The organism is Alteromonas sp. ABE4_545 (genome assembly GCF_056161325.1).
This window is the reverse complement of record NZ_JBSWYY010000026.1, coordinates 1-21,468: the sequence shown is the minus strand read 5'-3', so window position 1 is coordinate 21,468 and position 21,468 is coordinate 1. Positions and strand designations below refer to the sequence as shown.

Genomic DNA, 21,468 nt, shown 5'->3' with positions numbered 1-21,468 from the left:
TGTGAGTAGTTTATGTCTGAAACCGTTAAGCGCCGAATTTACTGGTTGCCTTCGGCACTTTTTGTAGTGCTGGTGGCGCTATTTATTTGTTTAGGCCTTTACCTACACGATGACGATCGCGCTGCGCGGGTTTCTAAGGCTAGATCAGTGGGTCAGCAAGTGAGTAATAGTTTGCATGTGTATTCACAAGAGCGATATCAAGCGCTGATTAATCTGATGCAAAACTGGCCGAGTTTTATGCCTAACCCAACAGACTGGTTTAATGCCGAAGCGATGGCGTTACTCGGTATGCAGGGAGGCTACAGCGCATTAGCTTACGCTGACAAAGACGGCATTATTCGATGGATCACTCGGCCGAAAGACGTAAAAAATACCTTGCTATCCGACGCCATTGTTGGGCAGCCGTTAATGGCTACAGGTCTCAAGATGCAGCCTTCCGACGAGTTGTTTGCCAATACACTTACCTATGGTCTGGACCGACATTACTACTTACTGGCTGGCCGAGCGGTAAGCCCGCAAGAACCACAACACGGCTTTGTCATCGCGGTATTTGACGTAGAACGCATATTGTCGAGCATGATGGGGGAGTTGGTGGGGCCACAGTTTAATTTTGAAGTGGCAGACCAAAACGCCATATTGCTAACGAGTGGCCAATTAGACAGTGGCCCAACGGTGGTTTCGCCAGCACCTATCGGCTTTATGGGACGCACGTGGACCTTGAGAATGCAGTCGCAAGTAAGTGGTGTTAGCCCCGGCTTGATCATCGCGGTTATTGGTTTTGTGATGTCGTTAGCGGCATGTTGGGTGTTTCACAAACAACTCAAAGGCGCCGTTAAGCTCAGCGCCAGCCAACAACGTTATAAAACGGCCAGTGAAGTGTCTCTTGATGCTATCTTAATCTATCAACTCAAGCAGAAAGATTTTGCATTGGTAGAGGCCAATCTCTATGCGAAGCGCTTATTTGCCGGCGATATTCGTGCAATTCGACACGATTGTTTGTCTGAACAGCTAAACAAGCTTGGTCACGGAAAGATTTTTACCGATGTGCAACGCGTGTTTAGCACAGACATCCCATACGAAGACTACCTAGAGATTAAAACCCGTCTTATTGCCCCTCAGTGGCTAAAAATTCAGGTGGTAAAAGCCGAAAACACGTTGGCGATCACGCTCCGAGATGTGAGTGAACGTTTTAATGCACAGCGTGCGCTCAAACAAAGTGAAGAAAAATACCGACGCTTAATCGATGGTATGTATCGCCATTTCGTATACACCAAAACATTGGAACACAGCTTTGTTTACGTCAGTGCTGGGGTTGAAGATATATTGGGTTATACCGTCGATGAGTTTTGTACTAAAGAACGGCAGTTTGTTCGCCAAATCCCCGACGAAACCTTACAAATTCGCCACCGTATCCGCAATGGTGAAAAGCCAGACCCTTACCTCGTTCATTACCTTGGCAAAGATGCTGAAATGCGCGTGATTGAATTCGCCGATACTCCGGTAATGGATGAGAATGGCAAGTTGATTGCCGTGGAGGGAATTGCCAGAGATGTTACTAAAGAGCAGGCGTTACAAGCGGAGGTGTATTATCAGGCCAATCATGACCAATTGACGGGGTTAATGAATCGGTATGCCTTCGACAGCCAATTAAAAGAGCTCATAGTTAATGTGCGCAATGGGCAACAACGCGCGGTGATGTGTTTCATAGATATGGACCGATTCAAGCTCGTTAATGACAGTTGTGGTCATCCTGCGGGCGACCGTTTGCTCACCGAAGTGGCGAAGATTTTCTCCCGTCACGTGGCAGAAAAAGACCTGCTCGCACGTATCGGGGGAGATGAGTTCTGCATGATCTTCTTCAATCAAACACTGATAGAAGTAAAAGAAAAGCTAGACACACTGTTAAAAGACATCGCGAATTATCGATTTATATATAACGATAAGCTGTTTTTTGTCGGCGCCAGTATCGGTGTTATCGAAATAGATTCGGCAAATCACACTGCTGCAGAATTTATTAAAGCTGCTGACAATGCCTGTTATCAGGCTAAATATTTAGGCCGTAATCGTTATTACGTGCATGAGCCATCCAAAGAGCAACAAGAATTAGATGTGGCTGAAAGCGAAACATTAAGTTTGTTGCAGCACGCCATTGAATACGACGCGTTTGAGCTGTACTGCCAACCGATAGTCCCAATGTCGGCGAGCGACAATGGCCTGCACTGCGAGGTCTTGTTGCGATTAGAATCGCGCGAGGGGCATATGGTTAGCCCCGGCATGTTTATCCCTTTGGCTGAACGCCATGGCTTAATGAACAAAGTTGATTGGTGGGTCGTGAATAAAACACTGACCTTGTTGGAAAATAACGCCAAACAATGTGAGCAGCTTGCGAAAATTGCAATCAATCTGTCGGGGATCACCTTGGGAGATGAGGTGTTATTGCGGCATATTATTCAGCGAGTACAAAACTCACGCGTACCGGCTGAAAAGCTGTGCTTTGAAATTACTGAAACCACCGCAGTGACCAATCTGAGCGCGGCTCAAGGATTTATTCAAAGTTTACGTGCGCTAGGGTGTCATTTCGCCTTGGATGACTTTGGGGCAGGCATGTCGTCGTTTATGTACCTGAAGAACCTCGACGTGGACTACGTGAAAATTGATGGGTCATTTGTGCGTAATATTGCCCGTGATCAAATTGATTTAGCCACGGTCACAGCGATTAATAACATTGCCCATAGTATGGGTAAAAAGACCATTGCCGAGTTTGTTGTCGACGAGCATACCTGCGATGTGCTTCGAGCACTTTCCGTCGATTACGGGCAGGGTTTTGCGCTGGGTAAACCCCAGCCCATCATGCAGTTGTTAGATGCACAGCAAACGCGGTTAGTGCTGCTATCTAAATAGCTAGTTTACGCTTGATTAATTTAGCGCTGACTTTCCAACGCGTGCGGAGTTTTTGCCACAACGCTTGTCGCTTCCATGTTGAAAAAGGCTCTATATTGCATTCAATATTCTGCAGCGTGTCTTGATGTAGGTTGAAGTAGCGAATGAGGTTTAAATCGACTTCGTCAAAGCCTCGATACTTGTTGACCTTGTTTTCCATGTGTATGACCGACATCCACATCGGCTTTTTTCTGATCGGTTTAACTTGTCGTACATTGCTCCAGTAGCCGTGTCTTTCGTCGAGCCAAATTGTTTTAAAGTTGTCGCTCTTTTCGATCAAACTCAAAAACGGATTATGCACATGGGCATGCTTGGCAAATCTGACATGGGGAGATACTTGCAAGGTAAAACCGTCAACAAAGTCAATGGCCATAAAGTCTTGTTGATAAAACTGGGCTTGCACTTCCATAACGTAATCTTGGTGTAGACAGTCGTCATTATCGAGACGGGAAGTAATTAAATAAGGCATGTGTAAGCGCGCATTAATCTCACGGGTGATCGCGGGTAAAAAGTCGTCCATGCCATCAGCATATATGGGTTTAAATAGACTGAACGCCTGTGCGAGAGCCGCTATGCGTTGTCGAAATTTAGCGGGGGTTGTTGTATCAAAGAAAACCAACCACTCAAACTTCTGATTCGATTGCGCTTTTACTGAGGCGTAACAGAATTTTTCGAATAAATTCAGGCGGTTCTCCATCCAAGTATCAGTGAGTACCTGGGTGTGAGATTTAGTCTTCTGCCACCCTTTTTTTCGTAGATTGAATCGAGTCAGTATGAAATGCTGAAACATGTGATAAACACCCGAAAAGTTAGAAATTATCAATGCCGAAAAGGTGGGAGTGCTAACGAAAACGCACACCACGTTTCGTGGGCACGTTAAAAAATAAAATGAATGCTATGTCGCAAAATGAAAAAACAAGCGATGGTGCGACAAATAAGACTAATGTTGAGCTTACTAAACATGCGTGACCAATCCCTGTTGCGCAATAAATTGTCTCTACAGTATCAGAGGGATCATAAGTCAGAAAGTTCCTTTGAGTAAAGGTTTGCAAGAGTTTGCAAACCTCAGTGTATCTTGAAGATACCTCTGGATAGTGCACAAACCCGTTTGGCTAGCGCTTGTCGATAGCGATTTCTAGACTTTGGGTGGTATTTGCGCCGTCAATGGTGAGCCACATTTGCCCATCTTGAATCGTGACTTGGATTTGCATAGAGCGTTGCACAGCATTTGCTAACGCAGCTGCTAATGTTTCAGGCAAGGTAAACACGGCAAGGTTGTTTCGTGTGTGTAATTTGTTTTTTTCTTTCTGCCACCATACTTCAAAACTGTTATCGGCATAAGCGTAAATCAGCATTTGCTGACTTTGATTACAACCTTTCTTGATGCGTTGTTCCGACGGTTGGCCTAATTCAATCCACAACTCTAATTCGTCACTAAAGCTTTTTTGCCACAGGTCGGGTACGTCGTCATCAGATAGCCCTTTGGTGAACTGTAACCGTTCATGGGCATTAGCAATAAAGGCGATGAGCCTCAACATCATGCGCTCGTCGTTTTCAGAAGGATGACGAGCAATCGTGAGGTTATGGTCGTTGTAGTAGTTGCGATCCATATCGGTTATCGATATGTCGGCTTTAAAAATGGTCGCTTTGAGTGCCATGCTGTTCCTGAATTATAGGCGAAGAGGGCTATTGGTAAATCAAGCAATCATTCGCCCCGTCAACTTTGCTGCGCATAGTATCAGTTATTTCGAGCATCCGTATCAATTAAAGAGTAAACGTACCTAATGCCCGCTACTATTATCTTCATCGAGGCTAACGGGATATTTGGCTTGTGTGTAATAAAACCGCAAGCTGCCGTGATCTTAAGAAGTATTTTCCTGTACAATCTCGCCCATCATTTTTGAGTTATTTAAAACGGCATGGCAGCAGTAGGTATAGATTACGGCACCTCGAATTCTGAGGTCGTATATTTTGACGGATCAATTCATCATCACGTGAAACTTGATCCACACATAGATGACGGCAATAAAATTCGCTCTTCTATTTTTATTTATTATCCCGACGAATTACCTACGCCGCCGGCGGAAATTGTCGAGGCGAAAGTGAGCCAATTGCAGCGCGCTATTGGCGAGCAGATCGACAAAGAAAAACAGCGTTTCTACGAAGCCCAAGACCCCAATGAACAACAGGTTTACAGCGACCGCATAGACAGCTTACGCGGGCAGTTTCACGACCGTCCGGGGCTACAGAAGCGCGCTATTGGCTTGCTGTTAAAAGACCTCACAGTACAAGATCTGTCGTTAAAACAGCTGGTTGAAACCGGCACATTTGCCTTTGGTGAAGAAGGGTTTAAGCGCTTTTTAGCCACACCAGAAAAAGGCCGTTTGATTTACTCGCCTAAGAACTTTTTGGGTGCCAGCCTTGATGAGCAGCAGCAAGAAGCCTTTGTGGGCATGATAGCCAAGCAATTGCGTTATTTTAGAGAATGCGCTGAGTCTCAGTTACAACAAGCTGTCACTCAGGCAGTGATCGGCCGACCGGTGAAATTTCACGGTACTCGTGGTGAAGCGGGAAATGCCCAAGCCATTGGTATTATGGAACAAGCCGCACAGCAAGCCGGCTTTGACCAAGTTAGCTTTTTGGAAGAACCCATTGCGGCAGCTTATAAAATTGAGCAAACGCTGGAAAAAGAAACCACAACCTTGGTGGTGGATGTGGGCGGTGGTACTACCGATATCTGTTGTATTCGTTTGGCGCCCGATGTCGAGCAAGATCACAGTCATCATAACCCAGTATTAGGCGTAACTGGCAAACGCTTGGGCGGTATGGAGTGTGATAAAAACTTGGTCATCAAGGCCATTGCCCCGCATTTGGGTATGGGTAGTTTGATGAACAATGGGTTGTCAGTGCCGCCTACGTATTTCTCTGATATGTGCGCGGTAGATGATATTCCTAAACTCACGCGTTTCTTCTCGGCAGACTACGGTTTAGAAATTATGCAAACCATGTCGATTTCCAAAGAGGCCAAGTTACTTGAGCGCCTCTTGATTGTGCAAGAAGAAAAACTCTCTGCACGCGTGGTTAACTCAGCCCGTATGGCTAAAGAACTCTTGTCGTCAAAAGAGGCGATTACTTTGCCGTTACCTTATATCGAGCCAGATTTTCAGGTATCTATCGACAATACCATGTTGGCTCAGTCGATGAAGTCTTGGCTGGGTAAAGTCATTCGCTTAATCGAAGAGTGCTTGGCTCAAACTTCCATTGCTCCTGAAGTGGTGATGATAACCGGTGGTATGAGCTTATCACCCATATTGCGCAATACACTATCGGATGGGCTACTGGCGGGCTTGCCGCTATTGGAAAACGATGCGTTTAATTCTGTGTGTGAAGGCTTGGCAATTCAGGCTTACCGAACAGCTTAATCGAGACTCGCTAGATACAAAAAGGCCGGCGAAGTGGTTTCACTGTCGCCGGCCTTTTTTATGCGCTGAACTTACTTCTGGCCGATGGTGCGGTCGAAGAAGTTCGTGATCGTGTGGTACAAGTGAATACCCGTTGTTTTACCTCGGATACTGTGCTTTTTACCTGGATAGTCCATCACTTCAAAGGGAATACCACGGTCTTGCAAATGCTTGTACAAACGCGTGCTGTGCGTGAACAATACGTTGTCATCTGCCATTCCATGATAAATCAACAATGGGCCTTTCAAGTTTTCTGCATAAGGGAATACAGAAGATGCGGTGTAGGCGTCATCGTCAGTTTGTGGGTTGCCCATATAACGTTCAGTGTAATGAGTGTCGTATAAACGCCAGTCTGTAACCGGTGCTCCAGACACACCCGCTTTGAAGTAGTCACCGGCTTTGAACATGGTCATTAGCGTCATGTAGCCGCCGTAGCTGTGGCCGTGTACACCAATGCGTTCGGCATCAACATAAGGGAGGGTGCGTAAGAACTTCACGCCTTCAACTTGGTCGTCAACTTCAACTGTACCCATGGCTTTGTAGATTGGATCTTCAAAGGCTTTACCACGATAGTTTGAGCCACGGTTATCGAGCGTGAAAACCACGTAACCTTTGCTCACCCAATGTTGCATCAATAGACCGCGGTTTCCACCCCAGCTATTGGTTACCATTTGCGCGTGAGGGCCACCGTACAAGAACACGATAGCAGGGTGTTTTTCTTGTAGGTTTTTAGGCTTGTAGATACGGTATTGAAGTTCGATACCTTGGTCGTTCTTGATAACGCCAAATTCGGGCTTCACCCAATCACTCAGGTAAGGTGTGAGCGGGTGGTCAGCATCTAACGCATTTTCTTCTAACCAAGTAAGCTGCTCTCCGTTGGCTTTGTGTAAGCTAACCTGAAATGGCGTATTTGCTGTCGAGAAGCGATCTACATAGATAGATGCGTCATCGCTAAACGCAATGCTGTGGTAGCCATCTTGTGAGGTTACACGTTGAATGTCACCACCTTTTAAGCTTACGGAATACAAGTGGCGCTCAAGAGGCGTGTCTTTACGGCCAGTGAAATAAACGGTGCCAGTGTCGTTGTTCACCGCTTCTAGGTCGTCTACTACCCAGTCGCCTTTTGTAAGCTGGCGTACTAATTTGCCTTGGTTAGTAAACAAGTAAAGGTGTTTAAAGCCATCGCGTTCAGAGGCCCAGATAAAGTGTTTTTTATCTTTTAAGAAAGTCAGGTCGTCATTGAGGTTCACCCAAGTGTCGCTGCTTTCTTTGATCAACACGTCTTGCTTGTTGCTGTCTAAGTGATACGCACGTAATTCTAGCGCTTGCTGATCACGGCTTTGCCATTGATATGTGAAGGTGTTGTTGTCTGGCATCCACTGGCCGCGAGCAAGATAGATATCGGTTTCTTTGCCCAGCTCAACCCACTCACGCTCACCGGTTTCAACAGATTGAATGGCTAAGCGTACTTTAACGTTAGGCGTACCGGCTTTGGGGTATTTTTGCTCAATCATTTTGATATCGTCAGCGTAAATTTCTGAACGCGTAATGATATCGACAGGGGCTTCGTCTACTTCAATAAAGGCGAGGTATTTTTCGTCAGGCGACCACCAATAGCCGGTCATCCGGCCCATTTCTTCTTGCGCCACAAACTCAGCCATACCGTATTTGATATCGCCACCACCTTCGGTAGTGATTGGCGTTTCTTTACCGGTTTTGATGTTTTTAATCAGCAGATTTTGATCGCGAATAAAGGAAATATATTGCCCTTTAGGAGACAATTTAATATCGGTTTCAAAAGCGTCGGTATCGAGTAATTGCTTAGCGCCTTTATCACCGAGTTTATAGTAATAAACATCGCCGCCGAGAGGGAATAGCAGGGCTTTACCGTCAGAAGACCATTGATAGCTAACAATGCCTGAGCCAGATAAGCGCATGCGTTCACGGCGGGCTTTTTCTTCATCAGACAGTACTTCTTCACCGGCGTGAAGATCGTCGGAGTCGAACAGTACGCTGGATTTGCCAGAGGCGATATTGTATTCCCACAAATCAAGGCGCTCATAATCGGTGGCTTTACCTTGTAGGAAGGTCACGCGTTTACCGTCGGGAGACACCGACAGGTTACGTGGCGCTTTACCATCTAGTGATGGTGATTGAAAAATACGTTCAATTGAGAGTGTCTCTGCCTGAATCGAACTACTGAGCATAAGGGCTCCAAAGAGTAAGAGTTTTTTCATTATAATCTAAGTTCACTGTCGTGGAATTAAAGTTATTTTTCGGTTTATTGAGCAGACAAAAATGAGAAGGGTTTTCTCGTTTCTTTGATCACGATTATCGTGGATCACGTACTGCTTATTTAACGCACCCAAATGTATTTGATGCCGTTACACGTGTTCGGCTATACAGACGTGTGCTTAAATAAAACCGTCGATGCTTTGTACGCAGTGAGGATGACATACTTTGACAACACAAAAAAGCGCTTTAGTCTTAGGGGCCACGGGGTTGGTCGGGAAAAGTTTACTTTCCCAGCTATTGGCCGATCCGCGCTATACCAATGTGACGTGTTTAGTGCGTCGTCCCATATCGCTGAATCACATTAATGACCCTTGCGAAAAACTCCAACCGTTAGTGGTAGATTTTGACAAACTTGATGATTATCAAGGCTATTTTTCAGTCGACCATGTGTATTGTTGTTTGGGTACAACACTCAAGCAAGCCGGTTCTAAGTCGGCGTTTCGCAAGGTTGATTTTGAATACGTACATGTAGCAGCCCAGTTGGCGAGAGCCCAGCGAGCTAATGGTTTTGTGTTTATTTCCTCGGTGGGGGCGAATGCCAAAAGTCGCCACTTTTATTTGCGTGTGAAGGGAGAGCTAGAAAACGCGATCATGTCTATGTCTCAGTTGCGTCATGCTGCGGCTGTTAGGCCTTCATTGTTACTTGGAGAGCGCTCACAGGCGCGAGGCTTAGAAGAGTTAGGCCAGAAACTAGCGCCTTTACTGAGTCCACTGATGATAGGGCCATTAAAAAAATACAAGCCTGTTACGGCCTTTTCGGTAGCCAGAGAAATGATTAGACTACAGCCTTTCAATTAGGTGTTTTCAAAGTAGGTTTTCAGCGTGTCTCAGCGACCGAAAGGGTTCCAGTGTAAGCAGTTTTTTATTGCCCATGAGCAGTGTGCAATGAAAGTAGGGACAGACAGCCTATTGCTGGGCTGTTGGGTGTCGCTCCCTCAAGATACCACTTCCCAGCGTTACCTAGATATTGGCACCGGCTCAGGTTTACTCGCAATCATGCTGGCACAAAGAACGGACATTCAGGGTAGTGCGTTAGCGCCAGTGATCGACGCAATTGAATTAGACCCAAACGCTGCAGCGCAAGCCTGTGACAACGCAGAACACTCGCCTTGGCAGGCAAGGTTGAGCATCATTCAAGGCGATGTATTGTCAGAGCCGCTTAATGGCCCTTATCGCCTGATCATCACTAACCCACCTTATTTTGCTCATGCAGAGGGCGATACGCGGGCATTCGACAAGCAAAGCGCGTTACGGCAACAGGCACGTCAAACTACAACGCTCACTTTGGGTGCTTTATTTGCCCGTGTAAAAAGCTTATTGGATCACGAAGGTGAGTTTGCTTGTGTCCTGCCCTTTGACCGCCTAGATGAAGCTGAAACACTTGCTAGTAGAAACGGCCTTTTTCTATCTCGGTGTTTGCTAGTACACAGTAAACCAAATGTGTCGCCTTACCTTTGCGCCTTGCAATTTAGGCAACAAACGACAATAGTTAATAAACGCGCTTTGATAATTAGAGATGAAAAAGGCGCGTATACGAAAGATTATCAACAGCTTTGTAAGGATTTTTATTTGAATTTCTAACCCTATTATTCCTGCACTGAGAGGAGTGACACTATGCCTTCTAGCGTTCCGAAACCTCTAGCTACATGGACAAACCGTTTATTTTATTTGCCTTTTGAATGGCGAGGAATGGAATGCCGCGTTCCTTTCTTTCAAGTTTACGCTCAACTTGTTTCACCCGTACCAGACCGCATCACGCATTGTCATGATCGCGACATTGCTATTTTACAATTAGGCCGTTACGAAGTGCCTTTGGTTGACCCATTTCACGACAGTGTCGATTGCAAACCGGCGTTTGCTATTGTGTTGTCGCACCACAAAGCGAATAAGTTTGGGTTGTTTGCTTATCCCGCTGATAAGCTTTACGAGCCTGTTGGCATACCGGCGAATGATTTTGTTAGCGCCATGCGAAGTGAGTGATATTTAGATACAAAAAAACGCGGCTGAGGCCGCGTTTTTTTGTTATGAAAATCGTCGAATTAAGACTTTTTCACCAACACAGATACTTTAGCAATACCTGCTTCTTTAGCTTGGTTCATCACATTAACAACGATACCGTGTTCAGTATCTTCGTCTGCTTGAATCGCCGCTGTATCAGTTGGGTTTTCCGCTAAGTAAGTTTGGATGTTCGCGATTACTCGACGAATATCAACTTCACGGCCACCCATAGTGATTACGCCATTTTCATCAATACGAATAGACAAAGAGTTGCTACGTGTATTGTTGTTGCTTTGCGTATCTTCTGGACGGTTAACGTCTAATCCTTTTTCCTTCACGAACGAGGTAGTTACAATGAAGAAAATCAACATGATGAACACGATGTCCAACATAGGTGTCATGTCGATTTGAGCCTCATCATCACCTGAAGTATGCTTTTTTCTTTTCATCTCGTCTTCTTTCTTCTCTAATTTGAGCACCCTAGTATACTATTTGTAACAAAAAAACCTAGTCTTTGTACAAACAAATAACGCGAGTGCGACGACCAGCCGAAATATGTCGGCCAGTGATGCAATCGTTATGATTATTTTTTAGACAGCGCTTTACCGAGTTGGTAAAAATACAACATGAACGCATTGTTTAGCTGCGATCTCAAATTACCATGAGGATAAATGCCAAGTCTAGCCTCAGTTGACATTTTTGTGCCTTGAACCAAAAAAGCGTTCTTAATTTGATGGTCTTGAATACACGCTTCAAAGGCACGGGCCGCCAATTCTTGTGGCATGGCGTAGTAATAAGTTTTGAGTGCTTTATCAGCCTTAACCGATTGTTTTACATAGTCACTTGGCGCTTCGGTTTCTGGATCGAGAAACAAGCTCTCAAAGCAAGCAAACAACTTTTTATTCAATGGATGGGATTTGGGATTGTTGTTATCTAACCACGCTTTAGAGGCAAACTGATCCGATGTCACCTGTTCAAAGGCGTGGGGGCAGATGTAGTGATCAAAAGCGTGAAACCACTCGTGAGCCAGTGCACCACCGCCTGCGTTCTTGGCCAACGCGAGCTGACGTTTAGCTGAGTCGTAATGGGCGTTACTGTGTTTTTGTCCGCCGCTGCCAAAGGCCAAACTCAAACTGCCGTTAAGGGACAAAACTTGCTCGTTAACCTGCAAAATATCCACGAGATCATACAAGGCATCAAAGAACAAATTGGCGGCAATCTGCTGTTCTTTTGCCGTAACCCAACGGCCAATGGTAATACGGCGAAAATTAAACAGTTTGCGAATATCGTTGAATGACACATCGGCACCGTCGCGGTGATTGTCACCGTTGCGAAAGTATTCCTTGTGTAACCTGCCTTGATCAGCGGGCGTTGGGGAATTAGTCACTCATCTCCTCGAGCAGGGTCAAACACCATTGTTCGATACGCTGTTCAGACAAGTCGTATTGGTTTTCATCGTCTAATGACAAGCCAACGAATTGGCTGCCGTCTTCGGTTAGCGCTTTTGACTTGGCAAATTCGTAGCCTTCATTGGGCCAATAGCCAATGATTTTTGGGCCTGAAGGGAGGATAGCGTCGTGAAGCATGCCCAAAGCATCTTGGAACCAGTCGGCATAGCCGTATTGGTCGCCAAGGCCGTAAAGCGCTACTATCTTATCTTTCAGGTTCAACTGATGTACGTCGTCCCACATCGACTCCCAGTCTTCTTGAAGTTCACCGAAGTCCCAAGTTGAAATACCAAAAATCAGGATGTCGTATTGCGCGGTATGATTCAATGAGACGTCTTTAATATTATGAATATCCACCACTTGCGCTTCAAATAAGCTATTTAACTGCGCCTGGATCTTCTCTGCCGCCATTTCGGTGTAGCAGGTTGTTGAACCATAAAACAGGCCTATTTTTAGGTCTTGGTCACTCATTAATACACATACCTTTACTTGCGCTGAGAAGACGACTTCTCAGATGATTCTTTATAAATCGGGAATTCTACCGTTTCTCCGTCGCCACACAAAGCCTTACAGATAACTTGTGAACAGTCTGCGTCAATTTGCAGTTGCCCCACCGCGGTTTTGTTTAGCAATGTTAATGCGGGATCGGAATCTGGATGACGGTCGTATACCGTCATATTTCGACGGCGAGTTAAGAAGTTCAACGGTGAACGCGGGCCGTAAAACCCTTGGTTTAAACGGTCCAACCAGCGAATGAGCTTGGGGGGAAAGGTATTTTTAAACCCGCTACAAGTGAACTGAGTGATTTTGGGACTGTTACGGCGAAAGCGCAGTCTTACGTCATAAACAAAGGAGTAATGCACATCTCCCGACAAAATAATAAAGTGCGGCGGCGTACGGTAATGACGAAAGATATTCAAAATCACGCTGGCTGTACCTTTGTGGGCCATCCAGTTTTCGGCATCGACGGTAAGCGCTTTTCCAAAGAAGGTGAAGACCTTCTGAATGGCTTCAATAATTTTCACACCATAAATTGGTGCGGCAGAAACCACAATCACTGCATCGTGCCCTATCAGTCCTTGTTGGAATTCGCATAAGGCTTCCCAGTCCATTAAGCCTGAAGGCTTGTTTAAGCTTGATTCTGAGCGCCAACGCTGGGTTCTGGTGTCGAGCACGTGAACGGGGGGCGTGGTGTCGAGTTGGTAATGCCAGTCGCTGAAATCCAGTAAGGCGTCAATGAGTGCGTCGTGTTCTATGATCCCCTCAGGCGTAAAACACGATTGGGCTTGTTGAATTAAATCCGTGACTTTTTGCGGTTGGTTGCCCCAGCCCTGACAAAGCAAATAAGCGATGAGTGCATTGCCAATCATGCGACGAGAGAGCGGGTGGCCATACACTTCTTGCTCCCAGCCCCGCGTTAGGTTCCAATCGTCGGTGACATCATGGTCATCAAAAATCATGTACACAGGCACATGAGCCAAAGCTCGCCTTACTTTGGGTAACGTGGTGATGAAATCTTTCACAGCCGCTAATTCATCATCGTACGTTGCGTGAAAATCGGCGGGGATGGTATCTCGTGTAAACTCGATATCGCACCAAAGCTCTTCAGACCAACACAGTAAGTACATCGCTAGCACTTCTGCTGTTGAAATAAGGTGATTTTGCGCATTTACCGAAGTGAAGATGGGCTTTTTCTTGGCGCCAAAAAACAACCCTGATAGTGCGGTATTCGCTTCAATTTGCGGTAAAATTTGTTCCCGTTGGTAAAAGCCATATTGGTGTGATGCCAGTTCATCGCTGCTGTTGACTAAGGCGCCGTCTAGCGTTTCATGGAATAAACCCAACTTATCTATTACCTGATGAATGGCTTGTAACATAGGGCCTGCAACATCATCGACATACACTTGGTCGCCGCTCATGATTAACATGTCTGGGCGTTGCACTGTACCGCTAATGGAGTGTTGAATAGATTCATCAACTCTTGTCAAACTGTCAGGCCCAGGGTAATGGGGCTTGCGACAAGAACCGTGTAATACATTACTCAACTGAGATTGCCACACAAAGTGCAGCTGTTCAGCGCCTTTATAGCAAAGCGCATCTTGTTTTAGCTGCCAAGCGGCTTGTAACTCAGTATTGTCGAACTGAATGCGGTAGTTGTAACGGACATTCGCTGAAATTGGCGAATCTGGGGTGAACTGCAAAAGTGTCACGAAAGCGTGAGAGCCTACTTGCACAACGTCGGCGTGACTGTGTCCATTCACTTGCCGCCCATTTTCGGTATACAGTAGCAGGCTTAACGCTGTTTTTTCAGGTACCACTAGCCACACGGTCACTGTGTTGTCACTGACGTGTCGTAATATTGGGCCTGCTATGACTGGAGGCATAAAGGTCTTAGATTCCACTTTCCGCCTTATAGATATCTTCACTTATCGCTATGCTACGTGCATCGCGATTGTATAGGAAGTATAAAGACGTAACACTTTTTAAATCAATTCCTTGACCTACGTATTTGGCTTAGGAGAGGATCGATCAATAACAGAAGAATTAGAGTACAGAATGATGAAATACAAAGCCATTGCTGCCGCGTGTATGTTGGCAGGCATTACTGCTTGTTCCGAACAGGCCGAAGTGCAACCCGTAGTGCCTGAAGTACAAGGTGATATTATTGTCGATGGTACGTGGATCACAGAAGCCGACGGCAGCGTGATGTCTGACCCACAAACATCGGGGCTTACCCCGTGGCGTGGACAATTGGTGAGCTTGTCTGATGGCAGTGCGCAGGAAGACCAGCAACGTCGGTTGCATTTTATTAACCCTAACAATGCGCAATTAACGCCAAAACCGGCAGAAATGACGATGTCGGCCAGTGTGCGTCGCAGTTGTTTCTCACAATATCTAGCTGATGAGCCAGACCTTGAGGCGTTAGTGGTTGACCCTCGCGACGACAGTGTATTTTACGTGGTGACCGAAGACGCAACCCGTACCGGCGCTTTGAGTGAGCGCTGCCAACAAAAATACCAAGACACGGGATCGACCGATTATCCAACTTTGTTGGTGAAAGTAGTGTTGTCTGAAAATGGTCAAACCCAGATGCAAAACGTACGTCCGTTGCAATTTGACTTGGACTATAAAGTGGGAGATTTCCCTAATGACGGTATTGAAGGTTTGGCAATGTCGCCAGACGGCACCTTGTACCTTGGCCTAGAAAAAGATACTGCGGGTAACCCTCGCATTTTTACCCTTGATATTGATGATGGATTTTGGCAGTCGAGTGACTTTGCTCCTGTCGCTGACCCACAATTGAACACACCTACCTTCGATGGTGGTAATCACCCAGTAAACGCGTTGGCTTATTATGTGGACGAAGATAGTGAAAACGCTTTTCTATTAGCCGCAGCGCGTAACGATAACCAACTTTGGGTTATTGATACTGAAGGTAAACGCCCGACCAAGAAGATCCCGCTACAATTTACTGCGCCAAATGCGGTGACTGATGGCAGCTGCCCAGACAAAGAAATTATGGACAATGCCTCGATTGAAGGCATGGCCGTATTGGGCGACACTCTGTGGTTGGTGAACGACCCGTGGAAAGTGAATTACATGAAAAACGTACAATGTGAAGTGAATCGCGCGAATTATGAAGCCAATGCGCCATTACTTTTCCCATTGAAGTTAAACCCTGCATGGTTTAACTAGTCGCCAATTCGGGATGATAAAAATGAAAAAGGCTATCGTGATTATCGATAGCCTTTTTTCGTTGCGTAGCTCAAGAAAGATTTATTTTAGTCTTTCGGCAAAGGTCTTTTTGAACTTGGCTAATTTAGGCGAGACCACCATAGCGCAGTACTGGTTTTGCGGATTATTATTGAAATAATCTTGGTGGTAGTCTTCAGCTTGTGAGTAATTGTCGATAGGCTCTACCGTCGTCACAATAGGCTCTGGCCAAGTTTGCGCTTCGGTCATTTCCGCAATAATGGCTTCTGCTTGCGCTTTTTGCGCGTCATCGTGGTAATACACAACGCTGCGATACTGAGTGCCAATATCATTGCCCTGGCGGTTGAGCTGCGTAGGGTCGTGTAGCGCGAAGAAGATTTCCAGAATCTCACGGTAACTGATGTCGTCGGCATCAAAGTTAACGCGTATCACTTCAGCGTGCCCAGTATTACCGGTACAAACTTCTTCATACGTCGGGTTTTCGGTGTGACCACCGGCATAACCTGAATACGCTTTTTCTACGCCGCGCACTTTGTTAAACGCGGATTCCAAACACCAAAAGCACCCGCCTGCGAGTGTTGCCGATTGGATATTTGCCATGTTTTTTACCTCTATTCTGTCGTGGGGTGAGTGTGGGGCTGAAAAATCAAAACTTCAAGTCATCCAGCTTGGCTTTTTTATCGTATAACTCAGCATGAAAACGAATAACCACACCGCTTTGACGTTGTTTTACGACGGACACTGCCCATTGTGCGCCATCGAAATGCGTCATTTAAAGAAGTACGACAGCGACAATCGTATTGCGTTTGTCGATATTATGTCAGCAGATTTTTTACGCGATTACCCTGAACTAGATTGGCAAGCGCTGAACGACCGTATCCACGCAAGGCTACCCGATGGCACCATGATAGTAGGGCTAGATGTGACCCACAAAGCTTGGTCGCTGGTGGGGAAAGGTTGGTTGTACGCGCCGTTGCGCTGGCCTGTGATCCGCTATTTTGCCGATAAGTTTTATCTCGTGTTTGCCAAACATAGATACCGTATTTCGTACTGGTTAACCGGGAAGAAGCGCTGTGCCCAATGCGAGATAAAATTCCGTGAATGAATCAATGTTATTAATTGGAGGCGCTGGTGGAATCGGGTCGGCCTTACTCGAACAATGGGTGGCTGCCTACCCAAATTCCACTATTTATGCTGTTTCGAGAAATCGCGCACCACAATCGTTACCACCGTCGGTTAGGTGGTTCACGATAGATGATTATCGCGAAGCATCTATTCAGGGCTTTTTCACTACGCTTGATGACAACTGCCGATTTTCACATGTGTTTTGTTGTACAGGCGTATTACACCAACGTCATGACGAATCAGATTTGTATCCTGAAAAGCGAATAGAGTCTGTTGTTGAAGCGCAAATGATGGGGTATTTTCAAGCCAATACTTTAGTGCCGGCATTGTGGTTAAAACACCTCATTGACCGCATGGCTGACACGACCAGCTATATTGTGCTGCTCAGTGCGCGAGTTGGGAGTATCAGCGACAATAGACTCGGTGGTTGGTATGGCTATCGAACTTCTAAGGCTGCACTGAACATGTTTGTGAAAACCGCAGCGGTAGAATATGCAAGGCGTGCTAAGCAAACTGTGTTGGTGTGTTATCACCCTGGTACAGTGGACACGCCGTTGTCTGAACCCTTTCAAAGCAATGTGCCGAGCAAAAAGCTGTTCACTCCAGCCTTTACTGCCCAGCAGTTATTGGCGTTATTACCTCAACTTGGCCCCGAGGACAGCCCCGCGTTTCGAGACTGGGAGCACAAAACTGTAAACTGGTGATGCCACTTCCCGCATTCTCAGGTACACCCATCATTTAAACTCAAGACATTTAATTTTAACGCTGTTACCATTCAAGGCTTGCGTGTTGCATTGGTCAACGCCGCTTTTGTGGGGGCCAGAGGGGCTTTCACGTGTTTGGCTTGCCGCACTGCAACGCAAAAAAGAACAATAAAAAACGACATCTATAACAACAAGTAATAATGAGGAATGGATATGAGCGGGGCGAGAGAGCAATTCGGATCGCGCATTGGATTCATCCTAGCTGCTGCCGGTTCAGCAGTGGGAATTGGTAATTTAGTTGGGTTTCCTGTGGGTGCTGCCAAAAATGGTGGTGGCGCATTTCTTTTAATGTATGCGATTTTCGTTTTCGCGATTTGTTTACCTGTTATGCTCGCCGAGATGTCGGTGGGGCGTCATTCACGTAAAGATCCTCTCGGTGCGTATCGTGAACTCGGCGACAACAAGTGGTATTGGAAAATAGCTGGTTGGCTTTCCATCATCACGCCTTTCATGATTGCGGTATTTTATTTAGTGATCACCATTTGGATTTTCGGCTATTTGTATTACGCCGTTACCGGTGACCTGACAATGTTGGCTAACCCCGATACCTTTGGCAATTTCATCAACTCTAAAACGATCTTTGTGCACATGGCGGTGGTACTCGCCATCGTTTATTTGATTTTACAAGGTGGTGTGAAAAAAGGTATTGAAGCGGCAGCGAAATTGCTGATGCCAGCGCTGTTTGTGATGCTGGTCTTATTGGTCATATTTGTCTTAACCCGTGATAATGCTATGGCTGGGGTGAAGTATTATCTAATCCCAGATTTCAGCAAAATTAACGCTTCGGTTATTAATGGAGCGCTGTCACAAGCTTTCTTCTCCTTGTCTTTGGGTATGGGGATTATGATCACTTACGGCAGTTATATTGGTAAATCTAACGACGTGCCCGGCTCTGCTAAGTTGGTGGCATTAACTGATACGGCGGTAGCGTTTACAGCGGGTTTGATGATTCTTCCAGCGATTTTCTCGTTTAATCCAGACACAGACCCCACATCGTTGAGTGAATCTTCGATCAGCATGATTTTTACTTTCTTGCCGCAAATCTTCTTGGCGCTGCAAACCAGCATTGGTTTTGTAGGCGCGAGTATCGTAGCCAGTATCTTCTTCCTATTGGTCTTTTTTGCTGCCATTACGTCTTTGGTCTCGATTTTCGAGGTGCCTGTTGCGGCCCTGATGGACGAGAAAAAAGTCAGCCGTAAGAAGGCCCTTGTGTCATTGGGTATTTTGCTTGTGGTGTTAGCTACGTTCTGCGCATTGTCGTTTGGCTATGTGGATTTCTTCACCAAGTTTGTGTCTTACGCAGGTAATAACAAGTCTTTCTTCGAGTTAATTTACGACGTTTTCTACGATACCATTTTGCCGCTTAATGGCTTATTGATTTGTATTTTCGTTATCTATCGTTGGAAGCGTCATAAGTTCAATGCAGAGCTAGATGAAGGCGCTCCTAAATACAAAGGCAGCTACTTTGAGCGCTATGTCGATGTGTCTGTGGGCACTTTTATTCCGGGTATTCTCGCTTTGATATTCGTTAATACAGTGGCATTGAAATACTTTGGTGTGTCACTCATCGGCTAACCCGTTGTTATAAGTACAACGGGCAACCGCCTGTGTTTACAGCATGTCGTATGGGCTTGGATAACACATTTCCAAGCCCAACTTCGCAAAACTCTCTGCACTATTAATTTGCTTGCCCGAAGTGGGTAAGTTGTCTTGATATCCTTCAAAGTGCGGTGGCTCAAGCCCTAACTTTTCAGCGCAATAAGTGTAATACGCACCACGTTGTGGATGTGCTTGGCTACACAATACAAGCGTCTGTTCCGTGACACTCTGTTTGATAACTTGGTGTAGTGCGCGGCACACGTCTTCAATGTGAATAAGGTTGGTCGCTTGTTGCCCGTTCTGCAAGGTACGCCCAGCAAGCGTGTTGATTGGATGGCGATCAGGACCAATCAAACCCGCCAGTCGAACCACAGTATAGGGCACGGATTGGGAGGCGAGATATTCTTCAATGGCTATATGCACTTTGCCAGAACCTGTTGTTGGTGCGGTGGGGGTATGTTCGGTGACTTCACCTTGTACTTCATCGCCATAAACCGACGTGGTTGAGATAAAGACAATATGCTTGATATCGGCGTTTTTCGCAGCTTGGATCAGCGCTTTCATTTCAGGCTCAAAGTGCTCAGCTGGGCCAGCTTTACGCCCCGGTGGAATATTGAGCAGCAAGGTTGCGCCAGCAGCGTCTTTTAACCAAGCCGTCGGTGAATCCCCCAGACTAAAGGGAAACAAGCGCAGGTTGTGATTGCTATTGGTACGGGCTTTTTCTTCACTTCGCGTGGTACCGATAAACCGATATTCGTCAGCATAGCGTTGATAAAAATGCTGAGCTAGCCAACCAAAGCCACAAATTGCGAGAGTGTGTTTACTCATTTTTCGTTTGTCCTTTTCTTCTATTTTTATCTGAGCACTGAAGATTTAATTAGTTAATTTCTTGTAAGTGCTTTGTCAATAAGTGTCAATTTTTTATACAAATTAATAAATTTAGATCAGCGCTTACTTTCAAGTCCACGAAATATCTATGTATTTTTTTCTGGAATATATATTGCTAAATACTTAATTACGACCTTCGAATGATGTTTGGCAGATATTGACGTTTGCATTACTAACCGAGAATAAGGAAATGATTATGAATGGTAATCTAATTAAAGGTGTAGGACTTTTGTGTTTTTCAGGAGCTTTCAGTATCGCTCAGGCTTCAATTATCATGGAAGGTGATTATGTTCGTACCGCGATAAGCGATAACGGTACGTTAGGTTACGGAGGTAATACCTCGCCAGGACTACTTCATGACCCTTCGGGAACGAGTACTTTTGGCAGTAGTGATTATCTTACTCCAGGCACACCATGGGAATATTTTGGTGTTTCTAGTACTGAATCAGGTAGTGTCGGTAACAATAATACCAATTCTGGTGGCGTTATATCTTCATCGACGCTGACAGATATATCTGGAAGTAGTGTTTACGACAATGCTGTTCAATGGGTTGGTTCATACAGTACGTTTTTCGATATCACCACAACTACATATTTTAATGACGAAGACGAATTTGTCAGCTTTGTTACGACAATCACAGCGTTATCCGATTTAACCAATTTAAGTTTTTTAAGAGCAATTGATCCTGATATGCCAACAGGTGCTTCTACGACAAACTCGCGAGGTTATGGTAGTTTAGCTGCGAGCGACTGGGTTAATTCTATCAATGATAGCAATGGTTTGACGTTGGGATTGTATAGCGTGTCTGATGTGACCCACAATACAGGTGTTACCAATTGGACTACCAATCATTCTGATTACTTATCAGGCACCAATTTAGGTAACGGCGATTACACTATCGGTGTTGCTTTTGATATTGGTACTTTACTAACTGGTGAATCGGTGACTTTTGATTACCATTATGTGATGGGGGATACACCAGACTCTGTCGATATTCCCGATGTACCTGAGCCAGTGGGTTTAGTTTACGTGGCTGCTGCATTTCTAGGCTGGTTTGGCGTTAAGCGTAGCAAGTCATAATGGGCAAATTCTGAACAAACTAAAAGAGCAACTGGTATAGTTGCTCTCAGATTGATGATAAACCCCTCTTTTTTCAGAGGGGTTTATTTTTTCTAGCAGCCGAAGGCTGCGATCGCGATATTTTTTATAGCAGCTTTATTGTTCGAGTGTTGGGT

General features: G+C 45.6%; 19 protein-coding genes. 10 read left to right on the top strand and 9 right to left on the bottom strand.

Annotated elements, in window-relative coordinates:
- The first annotated feature begins 12 nt into the window (after positions 1-12).
- The gene (locus tag ACXAH6_RS17055; protein WP_474878778.1) at positions 13-2,901 is read left to right on the top strand and encodes a putative bifunctional diguanylate cyclase/phosphodiesterase; all 2,889 of its coding nucleotides are present in this window, start codon (positions 13-15) and stop codon (positions 2,899-2,901) included.
- Here ACXAH6_RS17055 and ACXAH6_RS17050 read toward each other — a convergent pair.
- Both ACXAH6_RS17050 and ACXAH6_RS17045 read right to left on the bottom strand, forming a co-directional pair.
- A complete protein-coding gene (locus ACXAH6_RS17050; protein WP_474878776.1) occupies positions 2,894-3,730 on the bottom strand; it encodes a glycosyltransferase in 837 nt (278 codons plus the stop codon). The genes ACXAH6_RS17055 and ACXAH6_RS17050 overlap by 8 nt on opposite strands.
- A gap of 322 nt (positions 3,731-4,052) precedes the next feature.
- Positions 4,053-4,598, bottom strand: coding sequence for a YaeQ family protein (locus tag ACXAH6_RS17045; protein ID WP_474878774.1), 546 nt, complete (start codon positions 4,596-4,598; stop codon positions 4,053-4,055).
- A gap of 261 nt (positions 4,599-4,859) precedes the next feature.
- Between ACXAH6_RS17045 and ACXAH6_RS17040 the strand changes: the two genes are divergently transcribed.
- A complete protein-coding gene (locus ACXAH6_RS17040) occupies positions 4,860-6,362 on the top strand; it encodes an Hsp70 family protein (protein ID WP_474878772.1) in 1,503 nt (500 codons plus the stop codon).
- A 71-nt stretch (positions 6,363-6,433) separates the two neighbouring features.
- Here ACXAH6_RS17040 and ACXAH6_RS17035 read toward each other — a convergent pair whose 3' ends face one another.
- Positions 6,434-8,638 carry a S9 family peptidase gene (locus ACXAH6_RS17035; RefSeq protein ID WP_474878771.1) on the bottom strand — a complete coding sequence of 735 codons (2,205 nt, stop codon included), beginning with the start codon at positions 8,636-8,638 and terminating at the stop codon, positions 6,434-6,436.
- Between the two features lie 223 nt (positions 8,639-8,861).
- Between ACXAH6_RS17035 and ACXAH6_RS17030 the strand changes: the two genes are divergently transcribed.
- The 3 genes from ACXAH6_RS17030 (at position 8,862) to ACXAH6_RS17020 (ending at position 10,676) form a co-directional block, all read left to right on the top strand.
- A complete protein-coding gene (locus tag ACXAH6_RS17030) occupies positions 8,862-9,494 on the top strand; it encodes an NAD(P)H-binding protein (protein ID WP_474878769.1) in 633 nt (210 codons plus the stop codon).
- Positions 9,495-9,581: 87 nt separating this feature from the next.
- Entirely contained in the window at positions 9,582-10,277 is a 696-nt protein-coding gene (locus ACXAH6_RS17025) for a tRNA1(Val) (adenine(37)-N6)-methyltransferase (RefSeq protein WP_474878767.1), read from the top strand.
- 33 nt (positions 10,278-10,310) lie between these two features.
- Positions 10,311-10,676 (top strand): hypothetical protein, encoded by a 366-nt coding sequence (locus ACXAH6_RS17020; RefSeq protein WP_474878765.1) that lies wholly within the window; start codon positions 10,311-10,313, stop codon positions 10,674-10,676.
- Positions 10,677-10,735: 59 nt separating this feature from the next.
- Here the strand turns inward: ACXAH6_RS17020 and ACXAH6_RS17015 are convergent, their stop codons facing one another.
- From ACXAH6_RS17015 to ACXAH6_RS17000, 4 genes are all read right to left on the bottom strand, one after another.
- Positions 10,736-11,143, bottom strand: a complete 408-nt coding sequence (locus tag ACXAH6_RS17015; protein WP_474878764.1) for an ExbD/TolR family protein — start codon at positions 11,141-11,143, stop codon at positions 10,736-10,738.
- A 134-nt stretch (positions 11,144-11,277) separates the two neighbouring features.
- Positions 11,278-12,081 (bottom strand): CLCA_X family protein, encoded by an 804-nt coding sequence (locus ACXAH6_RS17010; protein WP_474878762.1) that lies wholly within the window; start codon positions 12,079-12,081, stop codon positions 11,278-11,280.
- On the bottom strand, positions 12,074-12,613 hold the full coding sequence (fldB, locus tag ACXAH6_RS17005; protein WP_474878761.1) for a flavodoxin FldB: 540 nt from the start codon (positions 12,611-12,613) through the stop codon (positions 12,074-12,076). Before fldB ends, ACXAH6_RS17010 begins: the two co-directional genes overlap by 8 nt.
- Positions 12,614-12,627: 14 nt before the next feature.
- Entirely contained in the window at positions 12,628-14,526 is a 1,899-nt protein-coding gene (locus tag ACXAH6_RS17000) for a metallophosphoesterase family protein (protein WP_474878817.1), read from the bottom strand.
- A 172-nt stretch (positions 14,527-14,698) separates the two neighbouring features.
- Between ACXAH6_RS17000 and ACXAH6_RS16995 the strand changes: the two genes are divergently transcribed.
- Positions 14,699-15,838, top strand: coding sequence for an esterase-like activity of phytase family protein (locus ACXAH6_RS16995; RefSeq protein ID WP_474878759.1), 1,140 nt, complete (start codon positions 14,699-14,701; stop codon positions 15,836-15,838).
- 81 nt (positions 15,839-15,919) lie between these two features.
- Here ACXAH6_RS16995 and msrA read toward each other — a convergent pair whose 3' ends face one another.
- Positions 15,920-16,456 carry a peptide-methionine (S)-S-oxide reductase MsrA gene (gene msrA, locus ACXAH6_RS16990; RefSeq protein ID WP_474878758.1) on the bottom strand — a complete coding sequence of 179 codons (537 nt, stop codon included), beginning with the start codon at positions 16,454-16,456 and terminating at the stop codon, positions 15,920-15,922.
- Positions 16,457-16,550: 94 nt separating this feature from the next.
- Between msrA and ACXAH6_RS16985 the strand changes: the two genes are divergently transcribed.
- The 3 genes from ACXAH6_RS16985 (at position 16,551) to ACXAH6_RS16975 (ending at position 19,320) form a co-directional block, all read left to right on the top strand.
- Positions 16,551-16,961, top strand: a complete 411-nt coding sequence (locus tag ACXAH6_RS16985) for a thiol-disulfide oxidoreductase DCC family protein (protein WP_474878756.1) — start codon at positions 16,551-16,553, stop codon at positions 16,959-16,961.
- A 4-nt stretch (positions 16,962-16,965) separates the two neighbouring features.
- Complete coding sequence (locus tag ACXAH6_RS16980) at positions 16,966-17,685, top strand: SDR family NAD(P)-dependent oxidoreductase (RefSeq protein ID WP_474878754.1); 720 nt, start codon at positions 16,966-16,968, stop codon at positions 17,683-17,685.
- Between the two features lie 213 nt (positions 17,686-17,898).
- Complete coding sequence (locus tag ACXAH6_RS16975) at positions 17,899-19,320, top strand: sodium-dependent transporter (protein WP_474878753.1); 1,422 nt, start codon at positions 17,899-17,901, stop codon at positions 19,318-19,320.
- A 36-nt stretch (positions 19,321-19,356) separates the two neighbouring features.
- Here the strand turns inward: ACXAH6_RS16975 and ACXAH6_RS16970 are convergent, their stop codons facing one another.
- Positions 19,357-20,172, bottom strand: a complete 816-nt coding sequence (locus tag ACXAH6_RS16970) for an NAD-dependent epimerase/dehydratase family protein (RefSeq protein WP_474878752.1) — start codon at positions 20,170-20,172, stop codon at positions 19,357-19,359.
- A 256-nt stretch (positions 20,173-20,428) separates the two neighbouring features.
- Here ACXAH6_RS16970 and ACXAH6_RS16965 point away from each other — a divergent pair, with 256 nt between their 5' ends.
- Positions 20,429-21,313 (top strand): hypothetical protein, encoded by an 885-nt coding sequence (locus ACXAH6_RS16965; RefSeq protein WP_474878751.1) that lies wholly within the window; start codon positions 20,429-20,431, stop codon positions 21,311-21,313.
- Positions 21,314-21,468: the final 155 nt, after the last annotated feature.